Here is a 12585-nt window from a genome sequence, read left to right on the forward strand (position 1 = left end):
TTCAAGGACTTTTTGATATGTAATTGACTGTTTCCAGATAATTTGTGCCCCCCTGTTAGATAACGGGGGCAGATGGTTGGGGCGGCTTGCGCCACCCCAACACAGGCTAGTCCGTACCTGCGTCTAACGCTTCGCACGCCGCCTGTCCGTCCTGCCTGTTTTGTGACAATCTCCCTATCTCTTTTAGGAAGTCGTGTCCTTTGGGTACAAGGGGAGTGTAAAACTCGGATATGACACTGTTTCCTGTATCAACATAGCCACGTCCTTTGATCTGTTTCAGAAAAAAGTCCTTGTCTACTTCACCGAACATCATACTGTACCCAAGTTCTGACATACGCCCCAATGCCACACGGAAATTGAACTGGTCACGGATTCCATCACCGAGATACTTTGCGTCTGGTCGCTGACAGGCGAGAATCAGAAAATATCCTGCCTGTCGTCCGAGCATGACTATCTGTTTCAATTTGTTCAACACAGCAGCATTTTCCTTTGTGGTAAGCATTTCCATAAACGCCACGTATTCATCAAAGATAAGAAAATGCGGAGCAAGACCGAGATAGGCATAGTTTTCACCTGTCCTGTAATTCTCCATGAGCTTCATTGCTTCACTTCTTGCCATCATACCGTCATAGAAGCGGTCAATACAGGCGGTTATATCGTCTTTCTTATACCAGACTTCCGGCATGACAACGGACAAATCCGCAAGGTCGGCGTTCTTTGGGTCTAACACATACATGACCGCATTGCTGCGGAGCAGAGCTTCAATGATAGTGAGGACAAAATACGTCTTTCCTCCACCTGTACCGCCAGCAATCAGCATATGAGGGAGCTTGTCATACTCCCACCAGACATTTTTCATAAGACGCAGGCTGCCATGTTCCGCCTGTACTTCATCTATGGTGATACGGTTTGCGCTAGTGTCATAAAGTAAGACATACTCCACATAGGAATCATGCAGTTCTTTTGACACTAGCTCACAGTACAAGCCTGTTTCCAGTTTCTTTTCCAAGTGTAAAAGCTGCTCTTGATATTTCCCCAATGTGATTTCTGTACGGATATATAAAAGTCCATGCTCCATACGGTAATAAAGTTTAGGGAAATAGGTGATTTTCTCTTTTTTGGTAGTGGCTGGCAAGTCCTTGAAAAAGCCACTGTCCTGTGTGGATTCCGATTCATACCAGCCATTTTCCAACAGCATACGAGCCAGCTTTTGACGATGAAAAAACTGTTTCACTCTATCATACTGGAATCTGCGATAAAAAAGGGCAGCCAATATACAGACCAGAGTCGCCACAACGATAGTCACTATCCTATATGGCGTGATTGTCAAATGGACACTGCCATCTTGTAGAAAGCTGACCGATTTCCAGTCTGTTGTGATGATTGCCTTTAGGTTCAGTATTACTACTACAGAGAAGAACAGCAGGAGCAGCGAACCAGCCGAGAAACGAAAAACCAGTGATTTGTCACTGGCTCTGATTCGATTCCCACGTTTATTGAATCGTGGCATAGGCTAAATCCTTTCTTTATTTCTTATGCTGCGGATTGTTGGGAGCGTGGTTATTTCCTGCTGGCTGACCGTTCTTATTCTTCAAGACAATATCATCTGCCTTGATATACCAGTCAACGTCTGCCCCTTGAAATGTAGCGGTTGCCACCGTATCAGCCACAGGATTGATGATTTCCACCTCGGCGTTGTAGTCAAATTCCTTTAACGGAACAGAAACCGGAATACTCACCTGTATCATGCGTCCTTGCTCCTTACACTTCAAATCGTAGGTACGTTCTTTGATTTCTTCAGAAACCGTACCGTCCTCATTCTGGATATGTACCTCTCGTCTTAATGCGGAGAATTTCAATACTCCGAAAGTCTTTTCTTTGTCAATGATGATTCCGTTTGCTAATCTCATATACTCAATACCTCCTTATGCTTTCACCATATCGTCAGCCGATAAGATATAGTTTGTGAATCCTCTTGTACCGATTTTGTAACCCTCTGCGGTGATTTTGGGATTGATAAGTTTCACTTTTTCCTCTGATTCAAAATTTTTCTCACCAGCAGAAGCAGGCAGCACCACGATAATATCATCTGCCCTCTGTACGTCCGAATAAAGGTTGAAGCTGCGGGAAACTACCGTCATACGTCCGTTGATCCTGCGCTGTTCAACTTTATTTTCACCTGCAAACTCCAAATTCCCGAATGTCTTTTCCATGTTAGGGATAACGTGTTTTAATTCCATAAATTGTTTACCTCTTTTCTTTCTATATTTTTAATGATTGATTGTGTCATTCTGCTGTCGGGATAATATCTGTCTGCCTGTGGATAGTAAAGGGCAGGCGTTGTGCCGAAAGCACCCTTGACAATCCCCATTCAGAAAGATAAATCGTAATCAGGCAGAAGTTAGATAAAATATCAGCCATATGCTGATTTTCCTAAAATAAATCTGTTTCAGGCGGTTCTTTGTTGTGATAGTTTTTCAACCCTTATCCCTCCAATACTTCTTTGATTCCTGCCATGATGTACTCCGCACAGGGTAAGGCGATTGCGTTTCCAAGTGCGGTACACCTTGCGTTGGCACTGGTCTGTTTTCCGAGATAGTCATACTTCGTCCAGTTGTCGGGAAGCCCCATCAGACGTTCACATTCAAGCGGTGTCAGATAGCGGATAACTCCGTCTTTTTCTTTCCCCTCATACCAGAACGAAAAAATATTGACCGCACCAGCTAAAAGAGTGGGAAAAGGGTCATCTGACCGTCCGAAGCTTCGTAAGAATCCGGGTATATCTCCCGATTTTGCACAGCTTCGCATTCGTCTTTCCTCAAAGGGACATAAGACAGGTATTTCCCTCCCTGTTTCAGCAGCAGATATTCCACCGGCTCTGGCGGAGGATAGCCCGCTCTCTGTGCCAGTGTCAGGAAGTGGGTACAGTTGACGGGATTTAAGTAATATTTCTGCGGCACGCTGTCCTCCAAAATCTGCCACGACAAAGACGCGCTTTCTTCTCTGTACGAGGGAGGGTTCTCCCCAATACTGGGCGTCCAAGAGGCGCCAGCAGACATCAGCGACACTCCCTCTAACCATTCCGCATTTTGCCCATCTTCCAGAATCAGGCATTGGAATCTCGGAATCTGTGAATGATTCCAGCACGAATTTAAAGTCCAGCCTGTGATTTGATGAAAACGCTCCTGCGACGTTTTCCCAAACAGCGATAACTGGAAATATGCCATTGGTCGCACACCTCATTTCTTTTATGATTCTGATTGCATGATAGAAAAGCCCCGATTTACTTCCTGCCAGTCCCTCACGGAATCCGATTGTGGAGAGATTCTGACAAGGTGAGCCGAATGTGATGATATGCACCGGAGGTATTTCAGAGCCTTTCAGCTTCGTAATATCCCCCAAGTGGAGCATATCGGGAAAATGCCTTTTCGTAATGGAAATCGGTACTTTTTCAATCTCACTCGCCCATACAGGAATAATCCCATGACGAGAAGCCGCAAGAGGGAATACACCGATTCCATCAAACAGGCTCCCAAGTGTCAGGCTCATTATCTGTTTCCTTTTCTGCCAAATCTCTTATATCCGGCAAAGATAAGACCAGCAGCAGAAATTCCCATCATGACGAACAATGCGACAAATGGCGTGTTGTCACCTGTTTTTGGTGAATCACTTGTCTTTGTTGGTGTACTAGGTTCTTCTGGTGTCGTAGGGGATTCTGGTTTTTCTTTGACAGTTACCGTCTGCCCCTCGTCCTTGATGTCCTTATGTTCAGCTACTTTGATAGGATTGTCTGGATTGGTTACGTCATATAATTCTTCAAAGGTCACAAGCTCTTTGCCGCCAAGCTCCGAAGCATTGAATGTAAACTCAATCTGAACCTCCATTTTAGAATCCTCGGCAGTAAAGGTAAGGTCATTTTCTACACGTTTACCACCCACGATAAGTTCTGCATTTTCAGACTTCACCATCTGCCAGCCTTTAAGGGTGTATTTCACGCCTTTTTCAAGTCCATCTAAAGTCACAGTATCAACGATAGTTACGTCCTTGCCAGCTTCGATTGTCTTTTTACCTGTTGCCTTGTCGGTAGCGGTTGTGTGCATAGTGATGATACGTTCCGTAATCGTCACCGTTTGCCCCTCGTCCTCAATATCTTTATGTTCCGCTACCTTTGTAGGCTCGTCTGGATTGGATAAATCGTATAATTCTTCAAAGGTCACAAGGTCTTTCCCTGCAAGAGAAGAAGCATTGAATGTAAAGGCAATCTCGACTTCCATACTGGAATCTTCCGCAGTAAAGGTATAGCCACTTTCTACAGGCTGCCCGTCAATCAAAAGCTGTGCATTTTCAGACTTCACCATCTGCCAGCCTTTCAACTGATATTTCGTGCCTTTTGTCAGACCATCTAAAGTCACAGTATCAACGATAGTCACGCTCTTTCCAGCAACGATTGATTTTTCACCTGTCACCTTATCTGTGGCAGTCGTATGGATAGAGATTTCTGGCTCATAATCATCTGTCAAAGTACCCAAGTCAATAACTACATTATTTCTTGATACCACCACATCAAACGCCGGAATCAGTGTCATTCCCTTGTTGGAAACGCAGCGTAATTCTTCGATTGTGTAAGTATCATAGAGCAATGCACCTTTGCTGTCGTCTGGTGTGGAAGTACCGAACCAGATACCGTCCTCACTGGTCTTTCCAGCATTGGTATTCTGTTTATGAGATACCCAGTCAGAGGAAGTGGAAAACTGACCGTTTTTATCTGTCACAATGATATGGCTTTCACCAGTCGTCTTGCTTGTGATCCTAAAGGGAACATTCGCAAGTCGCTTGTGAGTACCATCACCAATTTTCACACCCTCCAAATCACCACGTTTAATCTGATTGTAGATGGAATGTGTTTCATCTGTTAAATCCACGATTTTGCCATCTTCTGTGATTTCAAATTCAATCGGTTTTGCACCATCTGTCAAATATCCCTCTGGTGCGTTGCTTTCCTCAATACGGTATTTTCCGTATGGTAATGTATCAGTGGCAGTTGCAGCGATACCGTCAACACCTGTATGGATTGTCTTGACGACTTCATTTTTGCTGTATAGCTTGCCATCTACCAAGACAGCGTTATCATTTAAGGAAATGATTTCAAAGGCAGTATCTTTCAAAGTCGCACCGCCTTGTGCCTTTGTATCTTTGGTTTCAAGGTCACGTTTCTGGATTTTGACACCGCCACGGATAACCTTGTCTGATACGGAATACTGGTTGCTGCCGCTTAATGCTGCAAGCTCCCCATCTTCTGTAATCTGTGACACATAGACACCTTTTATCTGTTCAAAACTTCCTGCAGCCTGCATATAAGCACCCTCCAATAAGTAACCGTTTGGAGCTGCCTTTTCTTCTACAGTGATAGTACCAAGCGGCAAGCAGATAGTACCATTCTGTGTATAGAAACTGTCACCAGACACCTTGTAGGAATCCGCTAATCTTGTGATGTAATGGACTTCATTCTTGCTGTCTTTTTCAGCGATTGTCTTTGTCGTCCATGTGCGTGTTGGTTCTGATGGAAGATTGTCTTTTGTGTAATATCCGTCATAATACTTCCAGACAAACTCTGCACCCTCCAAAGAAGCGTTACCCTGTGGCGTAGCTTTGGAAGTTTCCATATCAATCTTGAAAAGCTCAACCAAAGTGTCTGTGACTTTTGGTGTGTCGCTGACTTTCAATGTAGAAGTTTCACCAGCTTTGACCGTCATAGTATAGACGTTCTTATCTAACTGGAATCCTTTTGGGGCTTTCGTTTCTTTCACATAGTATGTTGCAGCTCTTAATTCCACAGTGTCAGTATTTCCACTGGCATTTGTCGTAAGTGTGACAACAGATTTCGTGCAGCCTTTATCAGAATAGACACCATAAGTCGCACCAGAGAGGGAATAGCAGTTATTCCCGTTCGTAACTGTGGTATTACTGGAAGATTTCTGAATCTTGCCATTCCCGACAGCCAACTTTGCATAGAACTGTCCTAAATCCTGCCCCTCACCAGTGTAGATATAACCGTAACAGTCATAGCGTCCTTTATTTGCTGCTACAAAGGCTTTCGCTCCGGCGAATACTTCATCTTGCACGGATTTTGAGATTTCATCATAGGAAGCTCGTACATTGTCACAGCTCCACCCAAGATGGACGCTCAATCTCTGCCAGACTACTAACTGTCTTAAAAGATAGGCGTGCTGGCTGTTCAATCCTGTATGACTTTTCGTATACTGTTTGACGTATTCAAGAGATAAAGCAACGTCAGCTATCTGGTCGACAGTCATGCGTGTACTTGCGTCAGCTCTAGTCTTATATCCATTCTTAAAGCCTGTGTTGATGTCGATACAGTAAGCGTCCTCGCCCTCGACGGTCATATGCCCCTCGTTGAATGTAGAGCCGATAGAACCGTCATTCATTACTTTCTCAACAATTCCGACACGTTCCTCTGATGCTGTCCAGTATTGCGTTTCCGCAGCATGAACAGCAGTTGTAGGTAGTGCGGTAAAGACGGTTGCAAGGGTGAGAACACCTGTAAACAATCGTTTCAGTATCTTATTCATATTTTTTGATTCTCCTTTCATTTGGGTAAAAAAATAGACGCTCATTTCTGAACGTCTATGAACTGAAAGGCTTGTCCTCTCACACATATTTAATTTTGATAGGAGCAACAGTTACCTTTCTTTAAGTAATTTCGTTATCAGTCTTACTTGCGCAACTGTGTTCCTCCATGTCCGGCATCGATTACGATAGTATAGGGCATAAGATCAAAGCTCCTGAAAATACGGTTCTACTTACGATATGAAGAAAGGACGAAAAAGGTTATACTTTTTTTAGTTTTATTTCATTGTATCGTATACGGGCGGTGTGTTAGAATAGGAGATAACATTAGGAAAGTGTGTCAAAAAATCTGCGGAGGATACAAAAGACACACAGATGAGAGTGAGGATTTCATGAGAATTACAATATTCAGTCTGGGGGGACTGCTTGGGCAGTATGTGACCAACACGGCGCTTCTTCACGGCGCACAGGTGACCGCCTACGTGCCGGATGCAAAAGCGATCTGGCCGAGAAAAAATCTGACCGTGATTGAGGGAAGCCTTCAGAACCGGGAACGCGTGCTGGAGGCACTGCTGGAAGCGGATGCAGTCATCAGCGTGCTGACTCCGATGCGTGTGAAACATGTAAAAGAAGAGGAGACACCGCTGGCTGACGGAAACGCGATGATTCTCTCAGCCATGAAGCAGCTTGGAAAAACGAGGTTTGTGACGGTAGGACATGTCTGCATTCATGCGTTTGGAGACTGCGAGGACAAATACCAGAGAATGAGTACGAAATTCATGCAGATTTTCTGGCCAGGTGTCTATAAAGATATGCAGAAGATGGGACAGGTTCTGGCACGGAGCGATCTGAACTGGACACTGGTGCGGACGTGTCCGGGAAGAGACGGGAAAGTGAAAAAGGTAGGGCAGAACTGCAGTATTTCGCTGGACGGCAGCCAGTTCCGGCCTGGATACTCGAGAGAGGCCCTGGCGGAATTTCTGTACGAGGCGGCCGCCGATCAGCAGATGTACAGCAGAAAAATGCCCATTTTTTACAGAGAGGGGTAAGAATGGATTTTTCAATTTTATATGCACTGCAGCATCTTCACAATGCAGTGCTCGATCGGGTGATGGTGGGAATTACTTCACTTGGAAATGCGGGATGGATCTGGATTGCGCTGACTGCCGTTTTCTTAATCCTTCCGAAATACCGGAAATGCGGTGTAAGAATGGCGATCGCGCTGATTTTAGATTTGATTTTATGTAATCTGGTGTTAAAGCCGCTGGCAGCGCGCCCGCGTCCGTGCTGGATTGACGAGCAGGTAAAGCTGCTGGTTGCCGCTCCGAAGGACTATTCCTTCCCATCGGGCCATTCGGCAGCCTCGTTTGCGGCGGCAGTCTCTATTTTTGTGATGCACAAAAAAGAAGGAGCTGCCGCACTGATTCTGGCCTGCCTGATTGCATTTTCCAGACTGTATCTGTTTGTGCATTTCCCGACCGATGTCCTGGCGGGAATTGCGGTTGGTTTTATCTGTGCTTTTCTGGCTGCGAAGATCCAGAACGGTTTTCTTCTTCATTCTCGAGGTCGATAAAACGGAACGAAAGCATCAGATACAGAATTTCATCCGGGCTGGAAAGATCAGATTCTAAAATTTCCTTGATCTTTTCCAGGCGGTAGAGCAGGGTACTGCGGTGGATAAAAAGCTCACGCGCCGTCTGGACGACATTGCAGTGGTTGTCCAGATAGCAGCGGAGCGTCCGCATATAGTCACTGCCGGAGCTGTCGTCGTGCTCCTGCAGAAAGAGAAGTCTCTCATGGCACAGCATGTAGCCGGGGAGCTTTTTTGTTGCCTGATCGAGGATGTAGTCAAACGAGATATCGTTGAACGGATGCATCCGCTTGTCCGGGTATTTTCGCGTGCCGAACTGCAGGGCGATTTTTGCCTGGATATACTGGCGGCGCAGATTCATGTGGCCGTTCATGCAGCGCGAAAAGCCGGCATTTAAGGAGCTGTCCTCCACAAAGTGCACCATGCGTTCCATCAGATCGGTCATGGAAAAATCGGACAGCGTGAGGTTAAAGAACGCAACGATACCGCCGCCGTGTGGAAACGCGGAGCAGCCGGTCAGAATATTTTCCAGATAGGCGCAGACCGAGTTTGCCGTCAGGTTTTTCTGATCCATATCGGAAAGCTGCAGATAGAGGCAGCAGTAGGTGTGGCGGGAATGCCAGCCGAGCGCATCGAGAGCCTGGCTGACCGCAATATAGTCGGCCATCCGGTCGTCGAGGGCACGGAGCAGCACGGTGTGAAGCGACTGCGCAGGCGAGGTTTTCTGCATCACATTGTGCAGGAAGGCGTGATGGATCATTTCTGCAAGAAATTCAAGAAGAAAGCCTTCGGAATCAGAAAGATCCTTTTTTGTGTCGAGGAGCAGCAGGCGGTAGGCGCTCTGACCATGCTGCGTGATGTTGACGCAGAGGGAACCAAGTCCCGTTACGTGATCCGGAAAGCGGAACCATCCATTGAGATCGCGGACGGACGCGTATTCGCTGCTTTCTGTCAAGGAGAGCAGAAGCGGGCGCGTTGCATCGAGGGAGCCAAACACCTTCTCGGGAAAAAAGGAAGGTTCTTCGGACGCTGCGGCGATGATGGAAAAATCCATGCCGACCACCATCAGCGGGTGGGCAAAAACAGGCAGGGAGAGATTTAAAAGATGCTGGATCGATTTTCCGTCGAGCCGTGCCTGCATCAGCTCCTTCTGCCAGGAATCGTACGTCCAGAAAAGCTCCTGCAGGAACGAAAAAACAGCGGATACGCTGCTCTTAACGGCGATCGAAACCGGAGCCGGAAGTTCCTCCGGCAGTTCTTCGGTACAGAGAAGAAAAAGGGAGCTGCTTTCTTCCGGGAGGGAGGAAAGAGAGCCGATCTGTTCTTCTGTGCAGAGAAAGAAACGGTGCGCAGTGGCTGCGGAGCCTGTCTGGTAAAGAACAGGCAGCTCCAGTGTGCCGGAGAGCGGCAGGTTTTCCGGTGCAAGAACCGAAAAAGCGCTGCTTAGTTTATAAGCGAGAAATGCGGGGGAGAGCTTCATCGTATCATCCTCCCTGCGCGTGTCATATCGTAAAAATTCATAAAAACCTCCTCAGAAATGAGTGACGTTCTGCGGACGAAACCGCGGTACTTTTTATTTTAGCAGAACAAAAAGGTCTGTCAAGAAAGAAAAGACAGGGGTGCGGGAATTTTTACGGCGGCAACAAGTTAAGATTTTGTGAAGATAGTTGTGGTTTGCGGGGAAAACTGCTACAATATGGCTGATTTGGTTACTGTTCACTCAGCAGTGAAACACTTGCTGTTTCGCTGCGTAAGAACATGATTCAGGTGATTTGAAGTGGTTTTTTGCAGAAGAAAAAGGAAGGTATGACTTTGATGTATCATATTATAGTAAATAAAAAATCGCGGTCGGGGCGCGGCGAGAAGCTGTGGCCGGTGATTGAGGGCGAGCTTGAGCGGCGCAGAACGGAATTTCGTGTATATCCGACAAAGTATCACGGAAGCGCACGGGAGACGGCAGCACGACTGACCGCGAAAGGGGTATGGAATCCCGATGATGTCCTTCTGACGATCGGCGGAGACGGTACGGCGAATGAGGCGGTCGATGGAATCACCAGCCTGTCGGATGTAAAGTTCGGTTATATTCCAACGGGAAGCGGCAACGATTTTGCGCGCGGTGCCGGAATTCCCTCCGATCCGCTGCAGGCGCTGGAAGCTGTGCTGAAAGGGGAGGAAAAGGAGATCAACATTGGAACGGCGCTTCTTGGCAGCCAAAAGCGGAGATTTCTCGTCAGCACCGGCATCGGTTTTGATGCAGGCATCTGCCACGAGGCGCTGGCATCAAAAATCAAGAATACGCTGAACCGGCTGCATCTGGGAAAACTTACGTATGTGATGATTGCACTGCGGCAGCTCTTTTATCTCGAACCGTTCACGCTGGATGCAGCGCTGGAAAACGGAGAACACCGTTCGTTTGAAAATGTTCTTTTTGCAGTGGCAATGAATTTTCCGTACGAGGGCGGCGGCTTCTGCTTCTGCCCGGAGGCGGACGGGACAGATGATCTGCTCGACGTGATGGTGGTTTCCAATCTTGCCAAATGGAAAGTCAGCTATCTTCTGCCGATGGCGCTGTTTGGACGCCACACGGGATTTCCTGAGGTACATATGGAGCGGTGCAGCAGCCTTTCCTTTCAGACAGACCGCGCGGAACCGGTCCACCTGGACGGAGAATCGGGCGGACACCGCACGGAGGAAAGGATCGGACTGGAAACGGAGCGTCTCCGCCTTTTGGGCGACTGGGTGAAAGAAGGGATGGAAAGATGATGTTCTGGATCATATTTTTTGCAGTGCTTGCCGTCATGGCAGCAGGTTATTTCTTTTCCATTCTGCCGGCTACATCGAGACGGCAGGAATGTCTGAAATTTGCGGAATGGAATTATGCGCACCGCGGTCTGTGGAACGCGGCGGAGGGAGTTCCGGAGAATTCTCTTCCGGCTTTTGCCCGCGCGGCGGAGCAGGGATATGCCATCGAGCTGGATATTCAGATCACAAAGGATGGCCGGATTGTGGTGTTCCACGACGACACGATGAAGCGGATGTGTGGAAACGAGGGAAAAATCAGCGATTATACGTATGAGGAACTCCAGCAGTTCCATCTGGGCGACAGCACGGAAAAGATTCCGCTGCTTCGTGAGGTACTGCAGACGGTAGACGGCCGCGTGCCGCTTTTAATCGAAATCAAGATGCCGGGACTTTCCACGGCGGTCTGTGCGGGATTTCAGAAGGAGATGGAGGGGTACACCGGTATGTTCTGCATGGAATCCTTCAACAGCCTGGCCCTCCGCTGGTGCCGCCGCCACATGCCGCAGACGCTGCGCGGCCAGCTTTCCGGCCGTTTTTCAAAGAATGATAAGGTGCATCTGATCCTGCGGATAATGGCGCGTCATCTGATGCTGAATTTTATCGGGAAACCGGATTTTATCGCCTACGACCACCGCTATGCCGACTGCCCGGGCTTCCTGATCGACCGTATGCTGTTTCGGACACCGGCATTTGCATGGACGGTAAAAGATGAGCATGTATATAACCGGACACGGAAAAAATTCGACGCGGCGATCTTTGAACATTTCCATCCCAAGGACGGTTTTCAGAAACCGATGAATTGTTTCTTAAAAAATAATAAAGCTTATTGACTTCGGTTTTCGGTGTGCTATAATTTCAGCAGGTTGAAGAGAAAAACCTCGTCAGAAAAGTGGAGGGAAACTATGAAGACAATAAAAAAATATAAGCATTTTCTTCCGGTAGTGGTTTATGGTATTTTCTATCTGAAATGTTTTCAATATCTGGAAACGCACATTACGAAAGGTTATCATCTGATTCATACTCCGTTTGATGATATGATTCCGTTCTGTGAGTTTTTTGTGATTCCTTATTTTATGTGGTTTGGATATATTGCATGGTCTGTCCTTTATTTCGGCTTCTGCAACAAGAACCGCAGAGAATATTATCAGCTGATTATCAACCTGGGAATCGGAATGACGGCGTTCCTCGTGATCTCCTATCTGTACCCGAACGGCCAGAACCTGCGCCCGACGGTATTCCCACGGGAGAACATTTTCACGGATCTGGTCAGAGGCCTTTACCTGACAGACACACCGACCAACGTATTCCCAAGTATTCACGTATATAATTCCGTAGCCGTAGCTGTTGCCGTAGAACACAGCGAGCAGCTCAAAAACCGCCCGGTATTCCGAAACGTCTGCCTGGGCCTGACGGTGCTGATTGTGTTTTCGACCATGTTTTTAAAACAGCACTCCGTATCGGATGTGTGCTGTGCGCTTGTTATGAATGCGGGAACTTGTATGCTGCTGTACCGGCCGGCAAAGGCGGGGAATGCACTGCGGACACGGGAGAAAAAAGCGAAATATAGAATGTAAAAACGGAAACGGACGGCCCGCGCACCAGAA

Annotated in this window: 12 protein-coding genes; 5 read left to right on the plus strand and 7 right to left on the minus strand. The window is 47.2% G+C overall.

All coding sequences use genetic code 11. The annotated features are described in order from the left end of the window. Nucleotides 1-106: 106 nt before the first annotated feature. From PGS38_RS12970 to PGS38_RS12995, 6 genes are all read right to left on the minus strand, one after another. Nucleotides 107-1510 carry an FtsK/SpoIIIE domain-containing protein gene (locus PGS38_RS12970; protein ID WP_118198950.1) on the minus strand — a complete coding sequence of 468 codons (1404 nt, stop codon included), beginning with the start codon at nucleotides 1508-1510 and terminating at the stop codon, nucleotides 107-109. Between the two features lie 16 nt (nucleotides 1511-1526). Continuing rightward, on the minus strand, nucleotides 1527-1910 hold the full coding sequence (locus tag PGS38_RS12975) for a YdcP family protein (protein WP_117598200.1): 384 nt from the start codon (nucleotides 1908-1910) through the stop codon (nucleotides 1527-1529). Nucleotides 1911-1925: 15 nt separating this feature from the next. After that, complete coding sequence (locus tag PGS38_RS12980) at nucleotides 1926-2240, minus strand: YdcP family protein (protein ID WP_005363246.1); 315 nt, start codon at nucleotides 2238-2240, stop codon at nucleotides 1926-1928. A gap of 46 nt (nucleotides 2241-2286) precedes the next feature. After that, the gene (locus PGS38_RS12985; protein ID WP_270437986.1) at nucleotides 2287-2421 is read right to left on the minus strand and encodes a hypothetical protein; all 135 of its coding nucleotides are present in this window, start codon (nucleotides 2419-2421) and stop codon (nucleotides 2287-2289) included. 63 nt (nucleotides 2422-2484) lie between these two features. Further along, on the minus strand, nucleotides 2485-3549 hold the full coding sequence (locus PGS38_RS12990) for a DNA cytosine methyltransferase (protein WP_302471728.1): 1065 nt from the start codon (nucleotides 3547-3549) through the stop codon (nucleotides 2485-2487). Beyond that, nucleotides 3549-6590, minus strand: a complete 3042-nt coding sequence (locus PGS38_RS12995) for a VaFE repeat-containing surface-anchored protein (RefSeq protein ID WP_118198952.1) — start codon at nucleotides 6588-6590, stop codon at nucleotides 3549-3551. Before PGS38_RS12995 ends, PGS38_RS12990 begins: the two co-directional genes overlap by 1 nt. 390 nt (nucleotides 6591-6980) lie before the next feature. Between PGS38_RS12995 and PGS38_RS13000 the strand changes: the two genes are divergently transcribed. Together PGS38_RS13000 and PGS38_RS13005 are read left to right on the plus strand one after the other, a co-directional pair. Beyond that, entirely contained in the window at nucleotides 6981-7637 is a 657-nt protein-coding gene (locus PGS38_RS13000) for an NAD(P)-dependent oxidoreductase (RefSeq protein WP_147326119.1), read from the plus strand. 2 nt (nucleotides 7638-7639) lie between these two features. Further along, nucleotides 7640-8161: a phosphatase PAP2 family protein gene (locus tag PGS38_RS13005; protein WP_055221420.1), complete on the plus strand. Its 522-nt coding sequence runs from the start codon at nucleotides 7640-7642 to the stop codon at nucleotides 8159-8161. Here the strand turns inward: PGS38_RS13005 and PGS38_RS13010 are convergent. Next, entirely contained in the window at nucleotides 8097-9659 is a 1563-nt protein-coding gene (locus PGS38_RS13010) for a PucR family transcriptional regulator (protein WP_270476365.1), read from the minus strand. The two genes, PGS38_RS13005 and PGS38_RS13010, sit on opposite strands and share 65 nt — an antisense overlap. A gap of 335 nt (nucleotides 9660-9994) precedes the next feature. On the opposite strand from PGS38_RS13010, the gene PGS38_RS13015 reads away from it, so the two are divergent. The 3 genes from PGS38_RS13015 to PGS38_RS13025 all read left to right on the plus strand — a co-directional run bounded on the left by PGS38_RS13015 (nucleotide 9995) and on the right by PGS38_RS13025 (nucleotide 12555). Beyond that, nucleotides 9995-10942, plus strand: coding sequence for a diacylglycerol/lipid kinase family protein (locus PGS38_RS13015; RefSeq protein WP_055268199.1), 948 nt, complete (start codon nucleotides 9995-9997; stop codon nucleotides 10940-10942). Then, complete coding sequence (locus tag PGS38_RS13020; protein ID WP_173841597.1) at nucleotides 10939-11811, plus strand: glycerophosphodiester phosphodiesterase family protein; 873 nt, start codon at nucleotides 10939-10941, stop codon at nucleotides 11809-11811. Before PGS38_RS13015 ends, PGS38_RS13020 begins: the two co-directional genes overlap by 4 nt. A gap of 72 nt (nucleotides 11812-11883) precedes the next feature. Continuing rightward, nucleotides 11884-12555 carry a phosphatase PAP2 family protein gene (locus tag PGS38_RS13025; RefSeq protein WP_055268197.1) on the plus strand — a complete coding sequence of 224 codons (672 nt, stop codon included), beginning with the start codon at nucleotides 11884-11886 and terminating at the stop codon, nucleotides 12553-12555. Nucleotides 12556-12585 lie beyond the last annotated feature (30 nt).

The organism is Fusicatenibacter saccharivorans, assembly GCF_027667425.1.
Taxonomy (GTDB): domain Bacteria; phylum Bacillota; class Clostridia; order Lachnospirales; family Lachnospiraceae; genus Fusicatenibacter; species Fusicatenibacter saccharivorans.